Source organism: Nocardiopsis alkaliphila YIM 80379 (assembly GCF_000341005.1).
GTDB lineage: Bacteria > Actinomycetota > Actinomycetes > Streptosporangiales > Streptosporangiaceae > Nocardiopsis > Nocardiopsis alkaliphila.
In genome coordinates, this window is record NZ_ANBD01000070.1 from 30,808 (window position 1) to 57,690 (window position 26,883).

Below are 26,883 nucleotides of genomic sequence, written 5' to 3' on the forward strand. Positions count from 1 at the left end.
GTCGGTGGTGAAGCCCGTATCGGGTTCGAGGTCGCGATCGGTTCCGCCCACGAACGAAGCCGACCCCCTCACTCTCCGGTGTGCGCGGCGGCGGCCTCGCGCAGGGCCCGGACCACGGCACGGATGGCGGGCCTACGGGAGGCGTCGGTGCGCCAGAACACGTAGACCTGGCGGATCAGTGCGGGTTGAACGGGAACGACACGGACCCCTTCGGGCAAGGGTCCCCTGCCCAGGCGGGGCATGACGGCGGCCCCGATTCCGGCGGCGATGAGCGCCAGTTTGGTCTGGTGCTCCTCCACGTTGTGCGCGACGTTCGGTTCGCCGCCACGCTGTCGGATGATGTCGTGCAGCCAGTCGTCACAGATGGACCCACGGCCCCAGCTGATCCACGGCAGGTCACGGATCTCGTCGAGTTCGAGCAGTTCACGGTGGGCCAGGGGGTGATCGGCCGGCAGGGCGATGTCGCCGACGTCGTCCATGAGCGGCGCACGGGTCATCCCCTCGGGCAGGCGTAGCGGCCTGCCCACCCAATCCACGACCATGGCCAGGTCCGCCTCGCCCCGGACCATGGTGGGCACGCTCTCGTGCGGTTCCTCTTCGTACAGTTCCACTCGCAGTCCGGGGTGTGCCTCGCGTAACGCGGGCAGGGCCTGGGGCAAAAGGCCTCGGACGGCGGTGGGGGTGGCGGACAGACGCAGGTGCCCGGTGACGTCGTCGCGGTGGGCCTCCAGGTCGGCCTCGGCCTGCTGGACCTGGGACAGGATGCGGGAGGTGTGTTCGACGAGCAGGTCCGCGGCGTCGGTCAGGCGCACCCCACGGCCGTTGCGTTCGACCAAGGGTTGGCCCACCTCGCGTTCGAGTTTGGCGAGTTGTTGGGAGACCGCGGAGTTGGTGACGTGGAGGGCTTGGGACGCGGCGCTGAGGGAGCCGTGCACGGCGATGGCGTGGAGGACACGGAGCCGGTCGACACTGAGCATGTAAGGAACACTAACGCTTGGGTTAAGCAGAATGAAGTGGACCTAAGAAGATTGGGCGATGTAGAACCGGTCCACGAGCACCTCCCCGGCCGCCTCCACCACTCCTCATGCCTGGTTGTCGGGCCGGCGCACCAAGTTCGCCCTGCTCGCGCTGGTCTGGGGGATGAGCTTCGTCCTGATCCGGATCGGCGCGCAGGTCCTCACCCCCGTCCAACTCTCCCTGGGACGTATGCTCAGCGGGCCCTGCCACTGCTCGCGCTCGTGTACCTGCGTGGCGGGCGCCTGCCCACCTCTCCTCGCTTGTGGGGGCACCTGTTCGTGGCGGCGCTGCTGCTCGACACCACCCCCTTCACCCTGTTCGGGTACGCCGGACGGCTCATCCCGTCCGCCCTGATGGGGATCGTCAACGCCTCCACCCCACTGTTCGGGGTCGTGTTCTCGATGCTGTTGCCGTCCGACGAACGCCCCGACCGTGACCGTGTCCTGGGGCCGGCCATCGGATTCGTGGGTGTGCTCACCGTCTTCGGGGTGTGGAATTCCCTGGGCACCGTGTCCGTGGACGATCGTGACGCCCTGCTCGGGATGCTCCTGGTGGTGGGCGCCAACGTCTGCTACGGGATCGGCACGCCCTACCTGCGCCGTTTCGTGGCGGGAACCTCGCACGGCGCCCTGGAACCGAGCGCCCTGCAACTGCTGCCGGCCTCGATTCCCCTCCTGCTCCTCGTGCCGTGGTTCGGCGGGGTCCCGAGCGATCCGAGCTGGCGGGTGGTGGCGGCCATCAGCACCCTGGGCGTGCTCGGGACCGGATTCGCCTACGTTCTGCAATACGCCATCGTCCGGGCCGCCGGAGCGACCGTGGCGACCACGGTCACCTACGTGGTGCCGGTGGTGGCGATCACCGCCGGAATCGTGCTCCTGGGCCAGACCCTCACCTGGAACCAGCCCTTGGGAGCGCTCGTGATCATCCTGGGCGCCGCCCTGTGCCAGGGCGTCCTGCGTATGCGCGGGCCGCGAACCCGCCGAGCCGCGCCACACTCATCGAGCACGGCCCGGACAGGACCCACCGACAGCCCACCTGGTACCTGAGCGACCACCCGGAAACGAGAGCGCCCGTGCCCACGCGGATCGGCGTGGGCACGGGCGAACGTGCGGTCCGGGTCGGCTCCGGGCTATTCCTCGCGAAGCTTTTCCACGGCGGCGGCCAGGTCGGCCGGGTAAGGGCTGGAGAACTCCACCGGACGGCGCTCGGTGGGGTGGTCGAAGCCCAGACGGACCGCGTGCAGCCACTGGCGCCGTACCCCCAGCCGTTCGGCCAGGGTCGGATCGGCCCCGTAGAGCATGTCTCCTACGCAAGGGTGGCGCAACGCGGACATGTGCACCCGGATCTGGTGGGTGCGCCCGGTCTCCAACTTGATCTCCAACAGGCTGGCGGCCCGGAACGCCTCCTGCGTGTCGTAGTGGGTGACGGACTCACGTCCGCCCGCGACCACGGCCCAGCGTCCGTCCCCGGCCGGGTGACGATCGATCGGCGCGTCCACGGTCCCCCTGAGCGGGTCCGGGTGCCCCTGCACCAGGGTGTGGTAACGCTTGTCCACGGTGCGTTCCTTGAACGCCCGCTTGAGCACGCTGTAGGCGGTCTCGCTCTTGGCCACCACCATCAGACCGGTGGTGTTGGCGTCCAACCGATGCACGATTCCCTGGCGTTCGGCCGCACCACTGGTGGCCAATCGCACCCCGGAGGCCAACAACCCCTCCAGGACGCTGGGGCCGGTCCAACCGACGGTGGGGTGGGCGACCACACCGATCGGCTTGTCGACCACGATGATGTCGGCGTCTTCGTACACGATGCGCATACCCGGAACGGCTTCGGGGCGTGGTACCGGGGCGGTGGGCGGCGGCGGGAGGGTCACCTCCAGCCAGGCGCCGGCCTGGACGCGGTCGGACTTGCCCGCCTCGGCGCCGTCCAGCAGGACGCCTCCGTCACCGATCAGCTCGGCCGCCCGGGTCCGGGACAGACCGAACATCCGCGCGATCGCGGAGTCGAGTCGGTCACCCTCCAGCCCATCGGGGACGGGCAGGCTCCTGGTATCGCTCATGTGTCCTTCCCCTCGCCCTCGACGCCCTTCTCGGCCACCTTCGCCTCGTCGGAGACCATCGTCCCGTCCAGGTTGAGCCCCTTGAAGGTCAGCGCGACCACCAAGCAGGCCCCGACCACCACACAGGAATCGGCGATGTTGAACACCGGCCAGTTCGGCACTCGGATGAAGTCGACGACGGCTCCCTGGAAGGGACCCGGGTCACGGAAGTAGCGGTCGATGAGGTTACCGGCGGCGCCACCCATCATCAGGCCGAGTGTGACGCCCCACCAGACACTGCGCACCCGCCATCCGATGTAGGCGATCGCCAGGACCACGAGGGTGGCGATGATGGTGAACACCCAGGTGTAACCGGTGCCCAGCGAGAACGCGGCACCAGTGTTGAACACCAGGGTGAACTGGAGGAAGCTGCCGATCACGTCGACGCTTTCTCCAGGCCTGAAGGTCGCCAGGGCCCATTCCTTGGTGGCGAGGTCGACGGCGATCGCGGTGAGCGCGACCAGCAGCAGGAGCAGATACCTGCGCGGTCGGACGTTCGTCTTGTCGGTCGTGGTCATGTTGATGTCCCCGGAGGGCTCTACCTCACTCAGCGACGCTCCTCGCGCTGTTTGCGGGTGACGGCACGGGGGTGGCCCTGGGAAAGGCCTGTGGGCGAGCCTTCCCAACGGCCTGCCCGCATGACTCACAGACCCCGTAGGCTCCCGCGTCCATTCGTTCGATCGCCCGTTCGCCCTTGGCGAGCAGGTCACGAGTATTGTAGGTCAACGCCGACTCGTGTTCGCGTTGGAACGCCTTCACCTCGGTGTCGGTGGGATCGTCTCCGGTGACCTCGGCCGGGGTCTCGAGCCGTTCGGTGGCGTCATCGGGGGTGGCGGTGCGAATCGTCATGGAAGGAAGTCTGACCAGACCCCCGGGGCCGGACAAGGGGTTCACGGCCCAAGGAGATACGACCGGATCACTCGGTCGACGCGAACCCGCCGTAGTCCTCCGCCAACAACGCCAGGTGCGGCTCCCCCCAGACCNCGAAGACCGCGGGTCCCCCGTGCGGACCGGTGAGCACCTCGATCACCCAGTCGACGTCCTCGGCGTCATCCTCGCCCGCGAGCATGTCCCGGTGCACCCGACAGGGCTCGTATCCCTGTTCCAAGAGCTGTTCGGCCAACTCTTCGGCGTCCTCCCGCTCCGACAGGGTCACCAACACCGCGCCTCGTGTGCGCTCCGCCATCACCGCACCCCTTCGCCTGCTCAGCGGTACGCCTCGTCGTACTGCGTTATCCTGAACCCGTGTCGATGGGGACGAGTAGCGTTGGCCCCGACCGGACAGGCACAGCCTAGAGGTGGCCAAGCCGTCCAAGCGACCCGGGGGCGGTGTGAGCCCGGGGGTACGACCAGCGCGAAGATCACCCCGGAGCGGCCGGAAGAACAGGCGTCCCACCACGGTCGGACGCACCCAGTAGAACCGGCGTTGACCCAATGAAGTGGGATCCGTCACCGAACCGCCCAGCGGTCACGGTCACGGTTCCAAGGAGGGTGGTACCGCGGGACCCAGGTCTCGTCCCTCCGTCAGGAACATCCCTGATGGAGAAAGGTACGACGGTGACCGACGACCCCCGGCCCGAATCCCGCGCGCTGCCACGGCTGCCCGCTCAGATCGACCTGCCCGCGACGGAGCGCGAGATCCTCGGCCGCTGGTCGAAGGAGAACGTCTTCCAGCGCTCCTTGGACCAGACCCGCGGCAACGAGAACTGGGTCTTCTACGAGGGACCGCCCACCGCCAACGGCCAGCCCGGCGTGCACCACGTCGAGGCCCGCGCGTTCAAGGACGTCTTCCCCCGCTTTCGTACCATGCGCGGCTACCACGTCGACCGCAAGGCCGGCTGGGACTGCCATGGCCTACCCGTCGAGGTCGCGGTGGAGAAGGAACTGGGCCTGAGCGGCAAGAAGGACATCGAAGCCTTCGGCATCGCCGAGTTCAACGACCGCTGCCGCGAGTCCGTCCTGCGCAACGTCGACGCGTTCACCGCGATGACCGAGCGCATGGGCTACTGGGTGAACATGGACGAGGCTTACCGCACCATGGACCCCCAGTACGTGGAGTCCGTGTGGTGGGCGCTCAAACAGATCTGGAACCGGGGCCTGCTCTCCCGCGACTATCGGATCAGCCCTTACTGCCCGCGCTGTGGCACCACGCTCTCCGACCACGAGCTCGCCCAAGGGTACGAGACCGTCACCGACCCGTCGGTGTACGTGCGGTTCCCGGTCACCTCCGGCCCGTTGGCCTCACCCGAACACCCCACCGCGTTGCTGGTGTGGACGACCACCCCTTGGACCCTGGTCTCCAACACGGCCGTGGCGGTGCATCCCGACGTCGAGTACGTGGTGGCCACCAACGGCGACGAACGTCTCCTGGTGGCCGAGCCCTTGTTCGAGAAGGTTCTCGGTGAAGGCTGGGCGCTCACCGGTGAGCGCTTCGAGGGCAACGAGATGGAGCGTTGGACCTACCAGCGTCCCTTCGAGCTCGTGCCCTTCGATGAGCCCGCGCACTTCGTGGTGCTGGCCGACTACGTCACGGTCGAGGACGGAACCGGTCTGGTCCACCAGTCCCCCGCCTTCGGTGCCGACGACATGACCGTCTGCCGCGCCTACGGTCTGCCCGTGGTCAACCCGGTGCGTCCCGACGGCACCTTCGAGGCCGACCTGGCACTGGTGGGCGGGGTCTTCTTCAAGGAGGCCGACAAGACCCTGGTGTCCGACCTCAAGGACCGTGGACTGCTCTTTCGGCACCAAGACTACGAGCACTCCTACCCGCACTGCTGGCGCTGCCACACCGCGCTGCTCTACTACGCGGTTCCGTCCTGGTTCATCCGGACCACCCAGGTCAAGAACGAACTGATCGCCCAGAACAACGTCACCAACTGGGTTCCGGAGAACGTCAAGGAGGGACGCTTCGGCGAGTGGCTGCGGGGCAACGTCGACTGGGCGCTGTCACGTAACCGCTACTGGGGCACCCCCCTACCGATCTGGGAGTTCCCCGACGGCCGACAGATCTGCGTGGGCTCCCTCGCCGAGCTGAGCGAGCTCAGCGGCCAGGACCTGTCGAACCTCGACCCGCACCGCCCCTACGTCGACGACGTGGTCATCCCCGACCCGGACGCGGACCCGTCCCTGCCACAGGAGCAGCGAGTCGCTCGCCGCGTACCCGAGGTGATCGACGCCTGGTTCGACTCTGGTTCGATGCCGTTCGCCCAGTGGGGGGCTCCGCACGCCAACGAGGAGGTCTTCCGGGAGAACTTCCCGGCGCAGTACATCTCCGAGGCCATCGACCAGACCCGGGGCTGGTTCTACTCGTTGCTGGCGGTCAGCACCCTGGTGTTCGGCCGCAACTCGTTCGAGAACGTGGTCGTGCTCGGCCACATCCTCGCCGAGGACGGCCGCAAGATGAGCAAGCACCTGGGCAACGTCATGGAGCCCATCTCGGTGATGGACCGGCACGGCGCCGACGCGCTGCGCTGGTTCATGCTGGCCGGCGGGTCGCCGTGGACCGCCCGGCGGGTCGGCCACGCCGCCTTGGAGGAGATCGTCCGCAAGGTGCTGCTGACCTACTACAGCACCACGTCCTTCTTCACCCTGTACGCCAACGCCGGAAGCGGCTGGGATCACTCCAGGTTGGCCCAGGCGCCCGCGCCGCAAGACCGGCCGTTGCTGGACCGGTGGCTGCTCTCAGAGCTCAACGAGGTGGTGCGCGACGTCACCGAGTCGATGAACGACTTCGACACCACCGGCGCCGGTCGTCGGCTGACCGCGTTCATCGACGACGTGTCCAACTGGTACGTACGCCGTTCCCGCCGCCGTTTCTGGGCCGGGGCCGATACCCCGGAGGGCGCCTCGGCCTTCGCGACGCTGTTCGAGGCGTTGGAGACCGTCACTTTGCTGATGGCGCCGATCGTGCCGTTCCTGACCGACCACGTGTGGTCGGCGTTGCGCCGCCCGGACGCGGCCGACTCGGTGCACCTGGCGTCCTGGCCAGAGGTGGACACCGACCTCATCGACCCCGAGTTGTCCAAGAACATGGCGCTGGCCCGCCGACTGGTGGAGCTGGGTCGTTCGGCCCGGGTGGACTCGGCGGTGCGCACCCGCCAACCGCTGGCCCGCGCCCTTGTGGGCGCCCCGGGTTTTACGGACCTGCCCGAGCAGTTGCGGGAACAGGTGGCCGAGGAGCTGAACGTGGTCGGGCTGGACGCGTTGTCCTCGGTCGGTGGCGACCTGGTGGACTACCTGGTGAAACCGAACTTCCGGGCACTGGGCAAGCGGTTCGCCAAGCGCACCCCGTTGGTCGCCGAGGCCATCCAGGCCGCCGACCCCGCGACCCTGGTCGAACAGGTGCGTTCCACCGGTTGGGCCCAGGTGACGGTCGAGGAGGAACCGGTCGAGGTGAGCGCCGACGAATTGCTGGTGACCGAGCAACCCCGTGAGGGTTGGGCGGTGGCCACCGAGGCCGGGGAGACGGTCGCACTGGACCTGGACCTGACCCCGGAGCTGCGTCGCGCCGGTCTGGCCCGGGAGATGGTACGGATGCTTCAGGAGGCCCGTAAGGGCAGCGGTCTGGCGGTCTCCGATCGGATCCACGTGTGGTGGGCCACCGAGGACGAGACCGCCCGTCAGGCGCTGTCCGAGCATGGTCGGACCATCGCCGCCGAGGTACTGGCCGACGCCTTCGTGTCGGGTACGGGCGAGGACACCCCGTACACGGCCGGTTCGGAGGAGTTCGGCGTGACCTTCACCTTCCGTAAGGCCTAGATACGACGAAGGGCGCCGCCTCCTCCCGGGGGCGGCGCCCTTCGCGCCGTCTCAGTTCGTGCCGGACGGGTCCGGGTCCTTCTTTTCGCTTCCGTCCTCGTCTTCCGCCTCGTCTTCCGCGTGCTCGTCCGCTTCGTCCCGCACATCGTCTTCCGTGGACGTCTCGTCGAAGATGGCCGCGTAGGCCACCGCGTTGTCCTCATCATCGGATGCGGAGTGTGTTTCCACGGACTCGCGGGTGAGGACGACGGTCTGATCCGGGTCGTCCTCAGCGGGCTCATCCCCATCGCGCGAAGTCTCTTCCACCTCGGACCGTTCGGAAGATGCGTCCGACTCCTCGTCGGCATCCGTCGCGAGATCACCGGTGTCGGGCCCGGTCTGAACGGACTCAGGTGTTTCAAGAGCCACGTCGGCCTCGGCCTCCGGACGCACACCCTCCGGAATCCGGTAAGTGAACGCCGCGGTCTCGTCCGGATCCCCCTCAACGGCCTCTAGTGGCTCGATGGGCTCATCGGAGTCATTCCCTTCGCAGGACTCGGAACGCTCGCCCTCGAGGCCCTCAGAGGCCTTCTCGGCCCTTTCCGAGGTCTCTTCGCTCTCCTCGACCTCGGTGACCTCAGACGCCTCGGCCTCGGAAACCGTGTCGGGCTCGGGGGCGCCCGTGGACTCATCACCGGAGGAGGGGTCCAGGGCGCGATGGACGTACATCGCCGGTTCGGGCTCGGCATCGGACTCGGGGTCTTCAACGTCTTGTGGCGAGCGATCGTCGCGACGCTCACCCTCGTCATCCGAAAGGGCCACGGTGGCCCCCGCGGGTGTCTCCGCCTCATCGACGGGCTCATCATCGCGGGAGGTGTGTTCGGGGACGCGGTAAGCGAACGCGGGCTCCTGATCGACACCCTCGTCGAAGAGGTCCTCGGGGTCCGGGAGGCGCTCGTCTTCTTCGTGGGTCGCAGGCGTGGCCACTGCGACCGGCTCCGGCCAGTCGCCCACGGTGGGAGTCTGCCAACGGGGAACCTCGAACTCGGGATCCTCCTGGCCCTCTTCCTCCCGTGTCCGGGCGGTGGGCTCCTGGGCAGGGGTGTCCCGCACCGGCTCCCGTGCCGGTGCGGGTACGCGCCCGGGTTCTTCCGGTCGCCACGTATGGCCGGGTACCGCGGCGGGCGCCACGGGGACGGACGACTTCCCCAAACCGTCCGTCCGTGCCGTGTCCCTTTCGCCCGCGCCGAACCTGCCTTGGAGCAGAGCGCCCAGTAGGAGGAGGACGCTCAGCCCGCCGAGGCCCAGTGCGATGTACACGAGGGTGGTTTCGGCGAACACCAGGGCGGCCGCGATGACGGCGATGGCCGCCAGCACCGCCACGGTGGCGAGGATGCTAAGGATCACGGATCGACCAGGGCCTTTACACGTGTTGAGCCGGAGTCTTCAGTTGTTCGGAGCCGCATGCCGTTTCAGGGTCAGCGACGCTCGTGAGGGATCTCGCCCGGGTGGAAACCACCGTGCTGGGCGGGCTCGGGCTGACCGAACGGGTTGCCGCCGGGGCCGTGCTGCTGCAGCGCGGGGGCACCGCCGCTCTGGGGGCCCATCGTCTGGAAGCCGCCCGTGGTGTTCGGGTTGGGTTCGACGGGCTTGCCCTCCTCGTTGAGTTCGCGCAGCTGACGCTCGAAGTAGTCCTTGAGACGGCTGCGGTACTCACGCTCGAAGTCCTTGAGCACGTTGACCTTGTGCTCCAGTTCCTCGCGCTGCTGAACCAGGCTGCCCATGACCTGACGGTGGCGCTCCTGGGCATCACGGTCGAGGTTCTCGGAGCGGGCCCGGGCCTCACCGATGATCTGGTCGGCCTGACGGCGCGCCTTGCCGAGGATGTCCTCGGATTCGTGGCGGGCGCGACCGAGCGTTTCGTCGGCCTCACGACGGGCGTCGCTGATCGCCTGGTCGGCGGTCTGCTGAGCCAGGGCCAGGACTCGGGCGGCCGTGTCCATGTTCTCTTCGCCGCCCATGGCCAGGTTGGCACCGGTCATCGCCACCTGCCCCTGCGGGGCGGGCGCCTGGGGCTGCTGTTCGACGGGCGCCTGGGCCTGGGCGGGCTCCGGACGCATCTGCTCCATCGGCTGCTGGGCCTCGGCCTGTTCCTGAGGCTGCTGGAAGTCCTGCATGCCGGCGTTGGGGACCTTGCCCCGCAGGCATTCGGCGAGTTTGCCGCGCAGTTCTTCGTTCTCCTGGATCAGTCGATCGAGCTCGGACTCGACCTCGTCGAGAAAGGCGTCGACCTCTTCTTCGTCATACCCAGGTCGAAGCCGGGTAGTGCTGAACTGCTTGTTCCGCACATCGGCGGGTGTCAGCGGCATGTTCGTCTCCTTGGCGCGCTTGGAGTCTGTCCGTAGGGACGCTACCTGATCGTGACCTTACGGCAATCCAGATCATGACCAAGACCACATATCGGAATCTGAGGTAGCTTTTTCTTCCCCGCCATCCTCATCACAGGCTCATCGCCAGGCTTGCGAGGAAGCTCTGGAGGATGATGATGCCAAAGAAAAGGACCAACACACTCAGGTCGAGTGCGATACTTCCCAATCTCACCGGCTTGATGAACCTGCGCAGGAATCTCAGTGGCGGGTCGGTGATCGTGTAGACGATCTCGGCGAGCACGAGCACGAACCCGCTGGGCCGCCAATCCCTCGAGAAGGACTGCACCATCTCCAGCACGACCCTCGCTATCAGTACGAAGACGAACAACTGAAGAAGGGAGGACAGCACTGTCAGGAGGATACTCACGGTCGTTCCCCGACCCAATCTCTGGACAAATGTGATGGTCTAGCTCTGATTGAAGAACCCTCGCTCGGCGATCCGCGCCTTGTCTTCGGCGGTCACCTCGACGTTGGCCGGGGACAGCAAGAACACCTTGTTGGTCACGCGTTCGATACTGCCATGGAGACCGAAGATCAGGCCAGCCGCGAAGTCGACCAGACGCTTGGCGTCACTGTCGACCATCTCGGTCAGGTTCATGATCACCGGTGTACCTTCCCGGAAGTGCTCTCCGATCGTACGCGCCTCGTTGTACGTGCGCGGGTGGAGCGTGGTGATCCGAGCCAGGTCGGCGGTGGAGGCCGTCGTGGTGGCGACGCCGCGTCGCTCGCCCGTTCCCAGGTAGTCACCGGGGTCCGTCACGTCCTCGCCTCGTACTTCCTCGCCTCGTGCAGGTTCAACGTCGCGGTCACGCTGTTCCTCCACGCCTTCGTCGAATTCGTCGAACTCATCATATTCGTCCGCATAGCGGTGATCGTAACGGTCGTCCTCCACGAGGCCGAGGTAGACCGCCATCTTGCGCATCGCGCCGGCCATCTCACATCCTCCGTCGTCCCCGCGGCCTCGACCGCAGCCGACTCCTCCGTCTTCCTTCACCCGTCATGCCTCGTGGTCGCGAGGCGGGCGCCCTTTCGGGCGATCTCCACAGACAGGCCCCAAGGTCTATGTGGGGACATTACCCCACGATCATGTCTCGAGAGCCGAGCAACGCCGTGCCGAGCCGCAGGTGTGTCGCGCCTCGTGCGATCGCCGCTTCCAGGTCCCCACTCATCCCGGCGGAGATCACCGTTGCCCGAGGGTAGCGATCCCGAATCTCTGCCGCCACCTCGTAAAGACGGGCAAAAGCGGCGTCCGGATCACCACCCAAGGGCGCGACCGCCATCACACCGCCGAGTTCGAGCGCTTCGTGTTCGGCGATGCGGTCGGCGATCCCGGGTGCGTCGGCCGGGTCGGCCCCGCCACGCGGGCCCAGGACGCCCGCCCGAGAACCCTCATCGAGGTCGACCTGGACCAAGCAGGTCAGTCGGCGTCCGGCGGCCGCTGCACGGTCCCCGAGGGCCCGAGCGAGTTTGGCACGGTCCACCGAGTGCACGACGTCGGCGTAGGAGGCCACCGACTTGGCCTTGTTGGTCTGCAACTGGCCGACGAAATGCCAGGTCAAGTCCAGATCCGCGGTCTGGGCGGCCTTGGGTGCCGCCTCCTGGTCACGGTTCTCTCCCACGTCGGTGACCCCCAGGGAGGAGAGAATGCGCACGTCATCGGCGGGGTGTGTCTTGGTCACCGCGATCAGGGACACCTCGGCGGGGTCGCGGTCGGCCTTGGCACAGGCCGCCTCGATCCGAGCCCGTGCCGCTTGGAGGTTGGCACGGATCTGTTCGATACGCGCGGGATCGGTGTGAGACACGGCTGTTCCTTCTGTTCACTGCTGTAGCGGTCATGGTTCGACATGTCGCCGGCCGGTTCCGGCAATGGAGGTTTGAAAGCCGTTTCAAAGGTCCGGCACGCCGATGGATCTTCAGGTACGCCAGATGAAGGAGGCGAATCGGCCGGTGGGCGCGCCACGTCGGTGGGAGAACAGTTCTGGGCTCTCCAGGGTGCAGCGGCCATCGGCGGTGACGTCCCTCACCCCGGCGCCTCGTAGCTGGGCGGTGACGGCGGCGAGCATGTCCACCCCTGTGGTGCCCCACCTGGTGGTGGAGGCCGCCTCAGGGGTGCGTTCGGCGGTCTGAGCCTGGAGCTCGGGCGGTACCTCGTAACAGCTTCCACAGATGGTCGGCCCCAGGAAGACACGAATGTGGTCGGTACGGGCGCCCTGGTCGACCATGGCCCCGACCAGGGTGGCGGCGATGGCGCCCTCGGTGCCCAGTCGCCCCGAGTGGGCCGCGCCCAACACCCCGGCCACCGCGTCGGCGGCCAGGACCGGTAGGCAGTCCGCGGCCATCGAGGCCAGGACCAGGTCGGACCGCGTGGTGACCACCCCGTCACAGGTGCCCACTCCTCCCGGTTCGGTGGCCACGAGTACGTCGGTGCTGTGCACCTGGTTCATCCACACCACGTGATCGACGTCGAAACCCAGGTCCTCGGCGGCACGTGCGCGGTTGGCCAGGACCGCCGTCCGAGCATCCCCCACCCCCGGTCCGAGGTTGAGCGAGTCGAACGGCGGCCGACTCACTCCACCCTTGCGTTCGGTGACGGCGACACGGACACCGTGCCCCAGGTCGATGACGTTGCCCATCGCTGTGCCCACGGTCCTTCCCTCGGCCCAGGGACTCCCTGGAGGGACCGGCCCTGGATGTGGCGACGGCCCCGCCCCAAGGGTCGGGGCCGCTGACACGTCCGATGGTACCGGGGAGTCACTTGAGGAACTCCGGCACGTCCAGGTCGTCGGGGTCATCGAAGATGACCCGTCGGCGGGGCGTGGGTACCTCACCGCGCCGCTCGGAGGCTTCCGAGACCGCGTGGATGGGACCGGTGTGGCTTTCGGACTCCGACTCGCCCGGCCGGGGCTCCTCGTTGGAAGCGGATGGCGACTCGTAGGCGGTGGGCGCCGGTTCGGCCTGGACCTCACCGTAGGAGGGCTGGTAGCCGCTGCCCTGGTACTGCTCGGGCTCCGGTCGGGCCACCGTCTGCGGGGCTCGGGCCTGCTGGGGCTCGGGAGCCACCGGCTCCGGGCTCACCGGGCGCTGGGCCTCGGTCATGGTGGGCCGAGGCGTCTCCGGCTCCGCCGGAGCCGGGCCGGAGGAGGGCGTGATCCAAGGCATACCGGTGGCCGGCGCCCCGCTCGCGTCCGCTGTGGACGGAGCGGCCTTGGCGGGCTCCTCCTCACCGGACGTGATGCCTGGCGTGGGGACGACGGCCTCAGGAGGGTCCACCGGCTTGCGCTCCTGGGTCGCCGAGATCTTGATCTCCGGCTCATCGAAGCCCGCCGCTATGACGGTGACCCGCACCTCATCACCCAAGGCGTCGTCGATGACGGCACCGAAGATGATGTTGGCCTCTGGGGCCGCGGAGTTGGCGACCAACTGCGCGGCCTCGTTGATCTCGAAGAGTCCGAGGTCGGAACCACCCTGGATGGACAGTAGGACCCCGTGCGCCCCATCGATGCTGGCTTCCAGCAATGGGGAGGAGATCGCCAGTTCCGCCGCCGCCACGGCACGGTCGTCCCCTCTGGCGGAGCCGATCCCCATCAACGCCGATCCGGCCCCGGACATGACCGACTTGACGTCGGCGAAGTCGAGGTTGATCAGGCCCGGTGTGGTGATCAGGTCGGTGATGCCCTGGACACCGGAGAGCAGGACCTGGTCCGCCGCCTTGAAGGCGTCCAGGACGCTGACCTGGCGGTCGGAGATGGACAGGAGGCGATCATTGGGGATGACGATGAGGGTGTCGACCTCTTCCCGGAGCATCGCTATCCCCGATTCGGCCTGGGTCGCCCGCCGCTTGCCCTCGAAACCGAAGGGGCGGGTGACCACACCGATGGTGAGGGCTCCCAGGGAGCGGGCGATGTTGGCCACGACCGGCGCACCGCCGGTACCGGTACCACCGCCCTCGCCGGCCGTGACGAAGACCATGTCGGCCCCCTTGAGGACCTCTTCGATCTCCTCACGGTGGTCCTCGGCGGCCTTGCGACCGACATCGGGGTTGGCTCCGGCTCCCAGGCCGCGGGTGAGCTCTCGGCCGACGTCGAGCTTGACGTCCGCGTCGCTCATCAGCAGCGCTTGGGCGTCGGTATTGATCGCGATGAACTCGACGCCTTTGAGCCCCTCTTCGATCATTCGGTTGACGGCGTTGACACCGCCGCCGCCGATGCCGACGACTTTGATGACCGCGAGGTAGTTCTGCGGTGCTGCCACGACGAGGGGCCTTTCCGCTCGCATGAGCCGTTCCGTCTTCGCTCCCGTCGGCGGTGGGCCAACGGGTGCGCCGGCGGTCCGGCATCCGGTTCTACAGTGTGCGTTCGGGTCCACCCGCCGGTGTCTTGCGGACCACCGACGGGACCCCGGGTCACCGGTACCATTCCTCTCTTCACCAGAAGGCGCGGAGGAATGATTCCTGCGTATCCCGAAAAGCGTTTTTTACTACGTTGTTGACAGTGGTTGTGCTTCCCGACAGTAAGCGGACCGTCGAGCGCGGGCAACCGGTGATGACTTCAGCCTAACCGCGTATAACACGAGGAAGCCAAGTGCGCACTCGGCGCGTCGCGTCTGGAATGTCCTCCCGGTGCGCCGTTTCGCGCCGGCCGGACCCCGATTGTCCCGAAGACGGCATCCCTCCCGCCCCCGCCACTCCGAACCGTCCCTTGGTCCACACTTCACCGGACGATGGCCAGTTCAGGGGTCCCCACATCGTAGACACGTCCCTCTTGGGCGGGATGTTCACGCATCAGCACCCGTAGGACCTCGCTCTTGTCCTCGGTGCGCTCGGCGTCACCCCATTCCACCAGGGAACCGTCCTCGAGTTCGATCCTGATCTCGCCGGGATCCTTGGCGTCGATGAGCTGGACCCGCGCGAGCAGGGAACCCGGCGCCCGATCGACGATCCGGGCCGCGGCCCGGATCGCCTCGTTCCCCTCGATCTCCCCGGAGACCCGGACCAGCGGATGGCTGCCGGGGCGCTCGGAGGCGTCCTCGATGCGCACACCGTCACCATCGACCAATCGGTACTCCTCACCCACCGCGATCGCGAGCAGGGGTTGCCGTTCGACGACCTCCACCTTCAGGGTGGCGGGCCAGCCCCGGGTGAGGGAGGCCGTCTCCACCAGGTCGATCCGCTCCACCCGTTCACGGCCTCCCTCCAGGTCCACGCGGATCAGCGGGGTCCCGGTGGCCACCGACACCGCCTCCTCCACCTCCTCGGACGAGACCCGGTCGGTTCCGGTGACGGCGACGTCGCGGACGACGAGTAGGCGGGAGCCCAGGAGTAACCACGCCACGGCACAGACCAAGGAGACGACGAGTAGTACCACGAAGACGGCCTTCCAGGGGTCGGAGCCCTCACGTTGCGCCGTCGCGGCCTTCTTCCCACCCTGGTCAGCACCCACGTGTGCGCCTCTCTAGCCTTGTTCGCGGCCCGTTCCGTCGCCTTCGGCCGCTTCCGCCAGAGCCGCCACGATCCTCGGTCCGAGTTCGGTGACGTCACCCGCGCCCATGGTCAACACGATGTCACCGGGGTGGGCGAGCGCGGCGGCTCGACGCACCGCCTCTTCACGCCCGGATACGTACCACACCCGGCCGTGGGAGACCTTGGAGGTGATCAGTTCGCCGGTGACACCGGGTTCGGGGTCCTCGCGGGCCGCGTAGACCTCCATCACCACGACCTCGTCGGCCAGGCTCAGCGCGGCCGCGAACTCCTCGGCGAAGATCCGGGTCCGGCTGTACAGGTGAGGTTGGAACAACGCCACGACCCGGCCCAGGGGGATGTCCTCCTCCGAGTCCCGGGTGAAGGACTCCAATGCGGCGCGGGTGGCGCGCAGGTCGGCCTCGATCTCGGTGGGGTGGTGGGCGTAGCTGTCGTAGACACCCACACCGTTGCCCTCACCCTTGAGTTCGAAGCGACGGGCGGCCCCGGCGAAATCGGCGATACCCTCCACCGCCACGTCCAGGTCGTGACCGAGTTCGTCGGCCACGGCCACCGCCGCCGCGGCGTTGAGGACGTTGTGCCGGCCCGGGACGGCGACGGTACCGTCGATGGGCTCCCCCCCGGCCGTTCGGAGGGTGAACTCGGTGGTGAAACCACGGGCGCGCACCCGGGTGATCCGATAGTCGGCGTTCTCGTCCTCACCGTAGGTGAGCACCTTCTTGCCACGTTCGCGAGCCAGTTCGGCCACCCGGCGGGGGGCCNGATACCGACGATGAGGGTGCGCTCGACGCGGTCGACGAAGTTCGCGAAGTTGTCGTGGATCTCGTCGAGACCGCTGTAGTTGTCCAGATGATCGGCTTCGACGTTGGTGACCACGGCGATCTTGGGCGAGAGCATCAGGAAGGACCCATCGCTCTCGTCGGCCTCCACGGCGATGGCCTCACCGACACCGGCGTCGGCGCCCAGGCCCGTGGTGACCAGTTTTCCGCCGATCACGTAGCCCGGGTCGGCCCCCAGGTGCTGTAGGACCACGGCGATCATGGAGGTCGTGGTGGTCTTGCCATGGGTACCCGAGACCGCGATGCCCTCACGACCCAGCAATAGGGCGCCCAAGGCGGCGGCCCGGGGCAGGATACGAATACCGCGACGCCGCGCCTCGGCGAGCTCGGGGTTGTCCTCGCGGATGGCGGAGGAGACCACCAGGGTCTCGGCAGGGCCGAGATTGGCGGCGTCGTGCCCCACGTGGACGATGGCCCCCATCTGTTCGAGTTCGCGCAGAGTGTCGCTGTCCCGGGCGTCACTGCCCGAGACCTCCACCCCGGACTGCAGCAGCACTCGGGCGATACCGGACATGCCGGCCCCGCCCAGACCGATGAAGTGGGTACGTCCCAGTTTGTCGACGGGGACCGGTTCGGTCGGTCGAACCAGGCTCATCGTGCGTCCTTACCGTCGTCGTAGTAGGCCTCGTCGCCGTCGTCCTCGGGCACCGCCATCTCCGGGGTGGGTTTGTCACCACGGGCGATCGCCAGCACCTCTCGGGCCAACTCCATGTCCGCGTCGCGTCGGCCCATGCGAGCGGACGCCTCGGACATCGCCACGACCCGGTCGGTGTCGGTGAGCAGCGGAATGAGCTGTCGGACGATCCACTCGGACGACAAGTCGGCGTTCTTCACCATCATGCCGCCGCCCGCCTGGACGATGGGTTCGGCGTTGAGCGCCTGTTCACCGTTTCCGATGGCCAAGGGCACGAAAGCACCCGGCAGACCGACCGCGGTCAATTCGGCACAGGTCAACGCCCCCGAGCGGCACATGGCCACGTCCGCGGCCGCGTAGGCCATGTCCATGCGGTCCACATAGGGGACGGCCACGTAGGGAATGCCGTCCTGGGTGAGGTCTTGGGGTTCATCGGCGTTCTTGGGGCCCACCACGTGCAATACCTGCACACCGGCGTCACGGAAGGCGTCACGGGCGGCGAAGGCCGCCTCGTTGACACTCTGAGCTCCTTGGGAACCACCGAAGATCAGCAGGGTGGGCAGGTCCGGACGCAAGCCGAAGTAGGTGCGAGCCCGGTCACCCATGGCCAACCGGTCCAGCGAGGTGATCTGGCGACGCAGCGGGATGCCGATGAAGCGTCCGTTGCGGATCTGGGTGTGGGGATGGCCGGTGAAGACGTGCGGAGTGAGTCGTGCGCCGAGCCGGTTGGCCAGACCGGGCAGCGGGTTGGCCTCGTGCACGACGATGGGCATCTTGCGTCGGCGTGCCGCCAGGTAGCCCGGGGTCGCCACATAGCCACCGAACCCGACCAGAACATCGGCCTGGATCTTGTCGATCTGCTCGCCGGCGGCGCTGAGGGCACCCGCCAGCTTGCCCGGCACGGTGAGCAGTTGAGGGGTCAGCCTGCGCGGTAGGGGGACCGCGGGGATCAAGCCCAGTTCGTAGCCGCGCATGGGGACCAACCTGGTCTCCAGACCACGCTCGGTTCCCAGACAGAGGATCTCGGTGTCGGGGTCGATGCGCCGTAGCGCGTCCGCAAGAGAGAGTGCGGGCTCGATGTGCCCGGCCGTGCCGCCTCCGGCGAGGGCTACCCTCATCGTCGTCGATTCCTCCTTGGCCGGTCACCCGCCGGGACCGCGCCGCTCTTGTGCTTGGCCGTTGTCTTGGTGTCGCGCCGCCGTGCCTCACGAGGGGCGCGCGACACGGTGGTGCGTTCGGAGGCCGCCCCACCGCCCCGATTCTGGACGGATGCGACGAAGTTCTCCAGGCCAAGCCAGCTTAGAGCCCTTTCGACCCAACCGGGACCTCGAGCCGCCAGCGCCTTTTGGGCCTGGGGCTCACTGCGGGCGATCGCCAGCAGCACTCCGAGTGCGATCATCGTGGGGATGAGGGAGGATCCACCGTAGGAGACCAGGGGGAGGGGGATCCCGGTGACCGGGACCAGGCCGATGACCGCGGCGATGTTGATCATCGACTGCCCGAGGATCCAGGTGACGATGGCGAAGGCCGCCAAGCGCGAGAACGAATCCTTCACCCGGAAGGCCACCCGGAGCCCGGCGTAACCGAGCATGCCGAAAAGGCAGAGCACGAGCAGGGTGCCGATGAGCCCGAACTCCTCACCGACGATGGCGAAGATGAAGTCGGACTCGGCGAAGGGCAAAAACCCCCACTTCTCCCGGCTGGCGCCGATGCCGACCCCGAAGATGCCACCGGTCCCCAGGGCGTAGAGGCCGTGCAGGGATTGATAACCGGCGTCGCTCGGGTCCGAGCCCGGGTCCAAGAAGACGGTGATGCGGGTCATACGGTAGGGCTCGATCGCGATGACGATCGCCGCCAGGCCCAGGACGAGCCCGAACATGCCCACGAACAGCTTTCCGGGGGCGCCCACGACCCACAGCAGGCCGAGGAAGACCAACAGCAGCACCAGGCTGGTGGACAGGTCCGAACCGAGCAGGACCAGCAAGGTGAGCAGGCCGCAACCGGGCAGCAGCGGAATGAGCAGGTGCCGCCACTCGGTGAGCTCCTTGAGCTCTTCCTTGCGAGCCAGGATGTTGGCGCCCCACAGCGCGAAGGCGAGCTTGGCGGGTTCGGAGGGCTGGATGACCAGACCACCGATCTCCAACCAACGGATCGCACCGTTGACCTCGGTTCCCTGGAAGGTGGTGAGCAGCAGCAGCGCCACCGAAAGGATCATCGCCGGATAGCCGACCACGCGGAAGACCCCCAGGGGCAGCTGGGCGGCCAAGAGCATCAGTGGCAGGCCCACCATCGCCGAGACCAACTGACGTTGGAAGACCGAGAAGGCGGATCCGGTCTCGTTGATGGAGTCGACCATCGTCGAGGACAGGACCATCACCAATCCCAGGGCGATGAGCATCATCGCGGTACTGAGAAGCAGGTAGTAGGAGGTGAGGGGGCGGTCCAGGGATCCGGCCCACTCACGCCAGAGCGCACGCTCGCGCCCGCCGGAAGCCGTACGCCCCCGGGTCCGGGTCGCCCCGGGAACCACTGTCGTCGCCGCCATCCACATCCTCCGCACGCTCGGCGCCTCAATAGTGGCGTACCGACGGGTCGGAATCCGTGGACATTTCCCGCGTGTTGGCCATCTTCGATGACCAACACGAGTGTCCTGGCACACAACGGGACCACCCCAAGACCCTATGCGTCGAGCGAGTGACCCTGTGTCATGGAACCGGTGTGGTGCGCGTGTGTCAGGCCAGGCGTAGAACGGCTTCTGCGAACAGGCGGCCACGTTCGGGATAATCGGTGAACATGTCCATGGAGGCCGCGGCCGGGGCGAGCAGGACCGTGTCGCCCTCCTGAGCCAGCGTGGTGGCCTGGGCCACCACGGCGTCCATCACGGTGTGTCCGGGCGCGGTGTCCACTGCGGACCCTTCGACCTCGATCACCGGCACGTCCGGGGCATGCTTACCCAACGCCTCACGAATACGCGCCCGGTCGGCCCCGATCAGGACCGCACCGCGCAACCGGTCGACCGCCGAGGCGACCAACTCGTCCACGTCCGCCCCCTTGAGGAGACCGCCCGCCACCCACACCACACGGGCGTAGGAATTCAGGGAGGCGGCGGCGGCGTGCGGGTTGGTGGCCTTGGAATCGTCGACGTAGTCCACGCCCGCCACCCGCGCCACGTGCGCGATGCGGTGGGGTTCGGGGACGAACGCGTTCAGCCCGGCCCGGATCGAATCGGCGGACACGCCGACCGAACGGGCCAGTGCGGCGGCGGCCAGGGCGTTGGCGACGTTGTGCGGGGCGGCCGGGTGGACGTCACCCAGGGTGGCCAGTTCCTCGGCATTACCGTGCGGTTCCACGACGAAGGCCCGGTCCACCAACAGGTCCTCGACGATGCCCAGTTCCCCGGCACGCGGAGTGTCCAGACGCAGTCCCACCAACGGGGCGTGTGGGTCGCCGTCTTCCTCGGCCAATCGGACGGACCAGGCGTCGGCGGTGTTGACCACGCGCACGGTGCCTCGGGCGAACACTCTGCCCTTGGCGCGGGCGTAGGGGTCGAGTCCACCGTGCCAGTCCAGGTGGTCGGGAGCGATGTTGAGGACGGTGGCGGCGTACGGGCGCAGGCTGTTGGACCAATGCAACTGGAAGCTGGACAGCTCCACCGCGAGGACGTCGTGCACCCGTCCGTGCGCGTCGGGTAGTACGGCGTCCACGATGGGGGTGCCGACGTTGCCCACCGCGAGCGCGTCACGGCCGTCCGCGCGCAGCATCGCTTCGAGCATGCGCACGGTGGTGGTCTTGCCATTGGTGCCGGTGATGGCCAGCCACACCTGGTCGGCGGGCTTGAGCCGCCAGGCCAGTTCCACGTCGCCGATGACCTCGATGTCGGCTTCGGCGGCCTGGAGTAGGAGTGGGGAATCGGGGCGCCAGCCCGGTGAGGTGACGACCAGGTCGCATCCTTGCGGCAGAGGGGTCCGCCCTAGGACGACCTCGGCTCCGGCCTCGGTCAGTTCGGCGGCCACGGTCCGAGTGACGTCGTCGTCACGACCGTCGACGACGACCACCCGGGCCCCCCGGGCCAGGAGTGCCTTGGCGACGGGGGGCCCGGAGACACCCAGGCCCGCGACGCAGACCAGCGCGCCCGCGAAGGTGTTCTCGGCCTCGGCGGGCGTGACGGGTGAGGAGGTGGAAGGTTGGTGGTGCGGCATGCCTCTAGCTTGGCATCCATTCCAGGTAGAACAATCCGACCGCCCCGGCCACGAACAGACCCTGGATGATCCAGAACCGGATCACGATGGTCGGTTCCGCCCACCCCTTGAGCTCGAAGTGGTGCTGTAGTGGCGCCATGCGGAACACACGTTTGCCGGTGAGACGGAACGAGGTGATCTGGATCATCACCGACATGGTGATGATGACGAACAGGCCACCGATGACCAGCAACAGGAGCTGGGTGCGGGTGGTGATGGCCAGACCCACGATGAGACCGCCCAGGGCTAGCGAACCGGTGTCGCCCATGAAGATCTTGGCCGGGGGGGCGTTGAACCACAGGAAGGCGATGCAGGAACCGAGCACGGCGGAGGCCACCACCGCCAGGTCGAGGGGGTCACGGACCGTGTAGCAGCTGGAGGTGAGGGCCTCCACACAGGACTGACGCAGCTGCCAGTTACCGATGATGACGTAGGCGCACAGCGACAAGATGGTCGCGCCGGTGGCCAGGCCGTCCAGACCATCGGTGAGGTTCACCGCGTTGGAGAAGCCGACGATGAGGAAGAGCGCCCAGATGATGAACACACCGAGCATCAGGGGCGGCCCGAAGTCACGGAGGAAGGACAGCTGGGGGGCGGCGGGGGTGTAGCCATAACCGTTGGGGAACTGGGTGACACCGTAAGCGAAACCCACACCGACGACGGCCTGACCGACCATCTTGGCGCCGCTGCGAAGCCCCAGGCTACGACGCTTGTAGATCTTGATGAAGTCGTCGAGGAAGCCGACGCATCCCATACCGACGAACAGTGCCATCACCAACAGACCGGAGGCGGTGGGCCCGCTCGCGGAGGGCTGGATCGCCCACAGCAGCAGGTGTGAGCCGAAGTAGCCGATCACCGCGCCGAGGATGATGACGATTCCGCCCATCGTCGGCGTGCCCTGCTTGGTCTTGTGACCCTCGGGGCCGTCGTCACGAACCTCTTGACCGAATTTGAACCGGTACAGGAGCTTGATGAGAGGCGGCATCAGCAGCATGGAAACGATCAGGGAAAGCCCCGCCGCGATGGTGATGCCGATCACTGGTCATCACCCTTGGTGATGAGGTCGATAACCCTTTCGAGCGCAGCCACGCGCGATCCCTTCACAATGACGACGTCTCCTGTGCGCATCCGTTCGCGCACCGCTTCGGCTGCCGCCTCGGCGTCCGGCACCCGGATGCTCTCCCCGTTCCACCGGTCGGCGAAGCGTTCAGCGCCGACGGCGATGCCCTCGGCGGGCTCACCGACCACGACCAGGTGGGCCACGCCGATCTCGGCGGCGAACTCACCGACCTTCTCGTGTTCGGCGTCGCCGTCCTCACCGAGCTCGGCCATGTGGGCGAGCACGGCGATGGCACGACGGTCCCGGGCCAAAGAGCCCAGGGTGGTCAGCGCGGCCCGCATCGACTCGGGGTTGGCGTTGTAGGCGTCGTTGACGAGGGTGACACCGTCGTGTTCGGTGACCTCCATCCGCCAACGGCTGACCGGGGTGGCCGCGCCGAGGGCCGCGGCGATGTCTTCGATGTCCATGCCGAGCTCGTCGGCGACGGCCGCGGCCGCCAACGCGTTGCTCACCTGGTGGGCACCGACCAGTCCCAGCCGGACCGTGACCCTGCGGCCACGCAGGTGCAGCGTGAAGGCCGGGGCCCCATCGTCCTGCATGACGATGTCGGTGGCGCGCACCTGGGCGTCCTCCGCCGTGCCGTAGAGCACGACACGGGCGGCGGTACGGGAACTCATGGCGCGCACGAGCGGATCGTCGGCGTTGAGGACGGCCACACCACCTCGGCCGTGGTGCTCGGAGGCCTTCGGAAGGGCCTCGACGAGTTCGCCCTTGGCCTTGGCGATGGCCTCACGTCCGCCGAACTCTCCCATGTGGGCGCTGCCCACGTTGAGGACCACGCCGATTCGGGGCGGGGCCACACGGCACAGGTGGGCGATGTGCCCGATGCCGCGAGCGGCGACCTCCAAGACCAGGTGCTTGGTGCCGGTGTCGGCCCTGAGGACGGTCAATGGGTGGCCGATCTCGTTGTTGAACGAGCCGGCCGGGGCCACGGTGGGACCCATGCGCTCCACGACCTGGGCGATGAGGTCCTTGGTGGTGGTCTTGCCGGAGGAGCCGGTGACGCCGATGACCTCGGCCGTGGCGCCGGCGCGCGCAGGATCGCCGAGCTCACCGGCCACGTGCCGCGCCAGTCGGGCCAGCGCCGCCACGACCTCTTCGTCGCCTCCGTCCACCAACAGATGCGGGGCGTCGACCGGACGCGAGGCCAAGACGGCGGCCGCTCCGGAGTCCACCGCGGACCGGGCGAAGTCGTGTCCGTCGGCTCTCTCCCCGCTCAGGGCGACGAAGAGGGCGCCGGGCGCCACCTGCCGCGAGTCGATGACGACGGGGCCGTCGACGATGGCGTCGGGGCGCGCTGATCCGCCGATGGCGGTTTGGGTGATCTCAGCGATCCGATCGAGCGTGAGCGCGATCAAATCCACTCCTCAGGTCAGGCCCGGCCCACGGCGCCCCAAGGGCATCGGCCACCCGGCCTCGGGTTCGGGTCAGGGGATGGCACCGCGGAATACCGTGCGCACGGCACCGCTCCGGGCCACGACGTCCCGGCCCATGCCGGGACGTGGGCGCCAGGTAGGCGGCACTTCGGGCTGCGATTGCCGGACCTACCTTAGAACATGTTGGGGTGTTCGGAGTCCCTGTGGGGCCCTTGGACGCCAATATGCTCCACTTCGTGACCGCCCACGGACTTACGGAGAGTGATGCGGGCACGTCAAGGGCCCGAAGGTGGCCGGGGCGTGGCCTATGGCCTCGTCCCGGCACGTGTACGGCACCCGTGTCGGCGCGTCTGGGTGCCTCGTGTCCTCGGTCCGAGCACGCCGGCCTCGGCCATGACCGAGGACACACCACCGTCAGCCCTGTTCAGACGAGCGGTGGACGTCCTGCAGGGCGTTGCCGAGTCGTTCCCCCGTGCGGACGCGCGCCCTGTCCTCGATGGCGCCGCGCAGCACCTCGCGATCATCGAAGGGCAGAACCTCACCCTTGATGGATTGGCCGGTCTCGTGCCCCTTGCCCGCCACCACGATGACGTCACCGGGACCGGTACGGGCCACACCCAGACCGATGGCCTCGGCCCTGTCGAACTCCACGGTGACGCGGGCGCGCCGATCCTCGGGGACCTTGGCGACACCTTCGAGCATCGCTGTGGCGATGGCGACGGGATCCTCGGTGCGCGGATTGTCGTTGGTGATGATCAGATGATCGGCCAGACGGGCGGCGGCCTCGCCCATGAGTGGCCGTTTGGCTCGGTCACGGTCGCCACCACAGCCGATCACCATGGTGATCCGCCCCTCGGTGGTGGAGCGCAGCGCACTGAGCACGGCCTCGATGGCACCGGGCTTGTGGGAGTAGTCGACCAGGGCGGTGAAGTCCTGGTCCCGGCCGCCCTCGCGAGTCCGTACCTGTTCCATACGACCCGGGACACCGGGCGCGGCGGCCACGCCCGCGATGGCTGTCTCCAGCGGCAGGCCCGCCTCCAAGAGGCCGACGATGGCGGCCATGGCGTTGGAGACGTTGAAGGGGCCCGGCAGCGCCACGGAGGCCTTGGCCTCCATACCGCCGGGGCCCACGATACGGAAGCTGCTGCCGGTGGCTCCCAGGTGGACGTCCACGGCGTTCCAATCGGCGGCCATGGCGCTCTCGGGCGCCGCGTCCGAGAAACCCTCCACCGCGAAGGTGGTGACCGGGATGTCCTCACGTGCCTGGACCATGTCCACCAACGCGCGACCGAACCGGTCATCGACGTTGACCACCGCGATGTCGCAGTACTCGGGGGTGAACAGGCGTGCCTTGGTCTCGAAGTAGTCGCGCAGGTCCGCGTGGAAGTCCAGGTGGTCCTGGGAGAGGTTGGTGAAGATCGCCACGTCGTAGCGGGCACCACCGACCCGGCCCAAGGCCAAGGCGTGGCTGGAGACCTCCATGGCGGCGGCGGTGGTTCCGCGCTCGCGCATGAAGGCGAACAGACCGTGCAGGTCGGTGGCCTCGGGCGTGGTCAGGGAGGAGGCGACCCGTTCGTCGCCCACCCTCATCTCCACGGTGCCGATCAGGCCGGTGCTCATGCCGGCCTGGCGCATCCCGGACTCGATCAGGTAGCTGATCGTGGTCTTGCCGCTGGTCCCGGTCGTCCCGACCAAGAGCAGGTCCTTGGCGGGTTCGTCGTAGACCCAGGCGGCGACGGTACCGAGGACGGTGCGCGCGTCGGGGACCACCACCACGGGCAGCCCGGTGGCGGCGGCTTCCTCCGCACCGGCCGCGTCGGTCAGGATCGCTGCGGCCTCGGCGTCGGCCGCCTGCTGGGAGAACTCGGCTCCGTGGACACGGGTGCCGGGCAGGGCGGCGTACAGGTCGCCCTGGCGGACCCGCCGGGAGTCATGGGTGATGCCGCGCACATGGATCTCTCGTGGAGGCAGGTCCGCGGGCCGGTCCGGATCCAGGTCCGGACGTAGCAGGGTGGTGTCCGGACCGAGCATCGTCGCGAGGTCGGACAGTGGACGGAGTCTGGCGTGTTCAGGTCGCATTACCGGTGGCACGTGTGGAGATTAACGGCTGTGGGGGGTCGGTCGGTAATTTCCACGCTGCGCGGGGCCGCGTTCATCTGTCAAGGGAGGGAGTGGGCATGGGCACGGGTCGGTCCGCGAGGGGCCGGGACGAGGGAGGAACGTTGATGAGACGGCCATTGGTGGTGGACGGTGGGTTGGCGACCCGATTGGAGTCCTACGGATGTGACCTGAGTGGGGACCTGTGGTCGGCCCGGCTGTTGTCCGAAGCTCCGGAACTCATCGCGCGAGCGCACCGCGACTACTTCGAGGCCGGTGCGGACGTGGCGATCGCGGCCGGCTACCAGGCGAGCGTGGACGCGTTCATCGGGCGCGGGTACTCGCGGGCCGAGGCGTCGCGGCTGATCGCCCGCTCGGTGGAACTGGCGGTGGCCGAGCGGGACGCCTTCGGTTCGGGTCTGGTGGCGGCCGGAGTGGGGCCCTACGGTGCGGCCTTGGCGGACGGGTCGGAGTACAGCGGTGACTACGATCTCGACGAGGAGGGTCTGTACCGCTGGCATCGGGAGCGCTGGAAGGTACTGACGGAAACCGGCGCGGACCTGGTGGCCTGTGAGACCCTGCCCTCGGTGGCGGAGGCCCGGGCACTGGCCCGGTTGTTGGAGGAGACACCGGGCGTTCGGGCCTGGTTCTCCTTCTCCTGCGCCGATGACGCGCGCATCAGTGATGGCACGCCGCTGCGTGAGGTGGCGGCGGAACTGGCATCGGCCCACGAGGCGGGTCGGGTGGTCGCGGTGGGGGTGAACTGCGTGCCGCCGCGCGACGTTCCTCGTCTGGTGCGGCAGGTGGCGACGGTGGGGGTGCCCG

20 protein-coding genes and 3 pseudogenes are annotated in these 26,883 nt (G+C 68.0%); 3 read left to right on the plus strand and 20 right to left on the minus strand.

What is annotated here, in order from left to right; genetic code table 11:
* Nucleotides 1–68: 68 nt before the first annotated feature.
* Nucleotides 69–977: a LysR family transcriptional regulator gene (locus D472_RS0110850; protein ID WP_017604509.1), complete on the minus strand. Its 909-nt coding sequence runs from the start codon at nt 975–977 to the stop codon at nt 69–71.
* Between the two features lie 115 nt (nt 978–1,092).
* On the opposite strand from D472_RS0110850, the pseudogene D472_RS26715 reads away from it, so the two are divergent.
* A pseudogene (locus D472_RS26715) lies at nt 1,093–2,063 on the plus strand (DMT family transporter).
* A gap of 83 nt (nt 2,064–2,146) precedes the next feature.
* Here the strand turns inward: D472_RS26715 and D472_RS0110860 are convergent.
* From D472_RS0110860 to D472_RS0110875, 4 genes and pseudogenes are all read right to left on the minus strand, one after another.
* Entirely contained in the window at nt 2,147–3,073 is a 927-nt protein-coding gene (locus D472_RS0110860) for an RluA family pseudouridine synthase (protein WP_017604511.1), read from the minus strand.
* Complete coding sequence (lspA, locus tag D472_RS0110865) at nt 3,070–3,630, minus strand: signal peptidase II (protein WP_017604512.1); 561 nt, start codon at nt 3,628–3,630, stop codon at nt 3,070–3,072. Before lspA ends, D472_RS0110860 begins: the two co-directional genes overlap by 4 nt.
* Nucleotides 3,631–3,659: 29 nt before the next feature.
* Nucleotides 3,660–3,931: pseudogene (locus tag D472_RS26720) on the minus strand (TraR/DksA family transcriptional regulator); the annotation flags it as partial.
* Nucleotides 3,932–4,028: 97 nt separating this feature from the next.
* Entirely contained in the window at nt 4,029–4,298 is a 270-nt protein-coding gene (locus D472_RS0110875) for a hypothetical protein (protein ID WP_017604513.1), read from the minus strand.
* A gap of 371 nt (nt 4,299–4,669) precedes the next feature.
* Here D472_RS0110875 and ileS point away from each other — a divergent pair, with 371 nt between their 5' ends.
* A complete protein-coding gene (gene ileS, locus D472_RS0110880; RefSeq protein WP_026117573.1) occupies nt 4,670–7,870 on the plus strand; it encodes an isoleucine--tRNA ligase in 3,201 nt (1,066 codons plus the stop codon).
* 51 nt (nt 7,871–7,921) lie between these two features.
* Here the strand turns inward: ileS and D472_RS0110885 are convergent, their stop codons facing one another.
* The 15 genes and pseudogenes from D472_RS0110885 to D472_RS0110955 form a co-directional block, all read right to left on the minus strand.
* On the minus strand, nt 7,922–9,256 hold the full coding sequence (locus tag D472_RS0110885; RefSeq protein ID WP_017604515.1) for a hypothetical protein: 1,335 nt from the start codon (nt 9,254–9,256) through the stop codon (nt 7,922–7,924).
* A gap of 71 nt (nt 9,257–9,327) precedes the next feature.
* A complete protein-coding gene (locus tag D472_RS0110890) occupies nt 9,328–10,218 on the minus strand; it encodes a DivIVA domain-containing protein (protein WP_017604516.1) in 891 nt (296 codons plus the stop codon).
* Nucleotides 10,219–10,348: 130 nt separating this feature from the next.
* A complete protein-coding gene (locus tag D472_RS0110895) occupies nt 10,349–10,645 on the minus strand; it encodes a YggT family protein (protein WP_017604517.1) in 297 nt (98 codons plus the stop codon).
* 39 nt (nt 10,646–10,684) lie between these two features.
* The gene (locus tag D472_RS0110900) at nt 10,685–11,212 is read right to left on the minus strand and encodes a cell division protein SepF (protein WP_017604518.1); all 528 of its coding nucleotides are present in this window, start codon (nt 11,210–11,212) and stop codon (nt 10,685–10,687) included.
* A 139-nt stretch (nt 11,213–11,351) separates the two neighbouring features.
* The gene (locus tag D472_RS0110905; protein WP_017604519.1) at nt 11,352–12,080 is read right to left on the minus strand and encodes a YggS family pyridoxal phosphate-dependent enzyme; all 729 of its coding nucleotides are present in this window, start codon (nt 12,078–12,080) and stop codon (nt 11,352–11,354) included.
* Between the two features lie 111 nt (nt 12,081–12,191).
* Nucleotides 12,192–12,911: a peptidoglycan editing factor PgeF gene (gene pgeF / locus D472_RS0110910; RefSeq protein ID WP_017604520.1), complete on the minus strand. Its 720-nt coding sequence runs from the start codon at nt 12,909–12,911 to the stop codon at nt 12,192–12,194.
* Between the two features lie 118 nt (nt 12,912–13,029).
* Nucleotides 13,030–14,529, minus strand: coding sequence for a cell division protein FtsZ (ftsZ, locus tag D472_RS0110915; protein ID WP_026117574.1), 1,500 nt, complete (start codon nt 14,527–14,529; stop codon nt 13,030–13,032).
* Between the two features lie 458 nt (nt 14,530–14,987).
* Nucleotides 14,988–15,716: a cell division protein FtsQ/DivIB gene (locus D472_RS0110920; RefSeq protein ID WP_017604522.1), complete on the minus strand. Its 729-nt coding sequence runs from the start codon at nt 15,714–15,716 to the stop codon at nt 14,988–14,990.
* 12 nt (nt 15,717–15,728) lie between these two features.
* A pseudogene (gene murC, locus D472_RS26725) lies at nt 15,729–17,188 on the minus strand (UDP-N-acetylmuramate--L-alanine ligase).
* Nucleotides 17,185–18,345 carry an undecaprenyldiphospho-muramoylpentapeptide beta-N-acetylglucosaminyltransferase gene (gene murG / locus D472_RS0110930; RefSeq protein ID WP_017604525.1) on the minus strand — a complete coding sequence of 387 codons (1,161 nt, stop codon included), beginning with the start codon at nt 18,343–18,345 and terminating at the stop codon, nt 17,185–17,187. The pseudogene murC and the gene murG overlap by 4 nt, the downstream one beginning before the upstream one ends.
* Nucleotides 18,342–19,772, minus strand: a complete 1,431-nt coding sequence (gene ftsW, locus D472_RS0110935) for a putative lipid II flippase FtsW (RefSeq protein WP_026117575.1) — start codon at nt 19,770–19,772, stop codon at nt 18,342–18,344. Before ftsW ends, murG begins: the two co-directional genes overlap by 4 nt.
* A 187-nt stretch (nt 19,773–19,959) precedes the next feature.
* Complete coding sequence (gene murD, locus D472_RS0110940; protein WP_017604527.1) at nt 19,960–21,426, minus strand: UDP-N-acetylmuramoyl-L-alanine--D-glutamate ligase; 1,467 nt, start codon at nt 21,424–21,426, stop codon at nt 19,960–19,962.
* Between the two features lie 4 nt (nt 21,427–21,430).
* Nucleotides 21,431–22,504: a phospho-N-acetylmuramoyl-pentapeptide-transferase gene (gene mraY / locus D472_RS0110945; protein WP_017604528.1), complete on the minus strand. Its 1,074-nt coding sequence runs from the start codon at nt 22,502–22,504 to the stop codon at nt 21,431–21,433.
* Nucleotides 22,501–23,943 carry a UDP-N-acetylmuramoyl-tripeptide--D-alanyl-D-alanine ligase gene (locus D472_RS0110950; RefSeq protein ID WP_017604529.1) on the minus strand — a complete coding sequence of 481 codons (1,443 nt, stop codon included), beginning with the start codon at nt 23,941–23,943 and terminating at the stop codon, nt 22,501–22,503. Before D472_RS0110950 ends, mraY begins: the two co-directional genes overlap by 4 nt.
* A gap of 432 nt (nt 23,944–24,375) precedes the next feature.
* On the minus strand, nt 24,376–26,040 hold the full coding sequence (locus D472_RS0110955; protein WP_026117576.1) for a UDP-N-acetylmuramoyl-L-alanyl-D-glutamate--2,6-diaminopimelate ligase: 1,665 nt from the start codon (nt 26,038–26,040) through the stop codon (nt 24,376–24,378).
* Between the two features lie 146 nt (nt 26,041–26,186).
* On the opposite strand from D472_RS0110955, the gene mmuM reads away from it, so the two are divergent.
* On the plus strand, nt 26,187–26,883 hold a 697-nt coding region (mmuM, locus tag D472_RS0110960), incomplete at its 3' end, for a homocysteine S-methyltransferase (protein ID WP_033303599.1).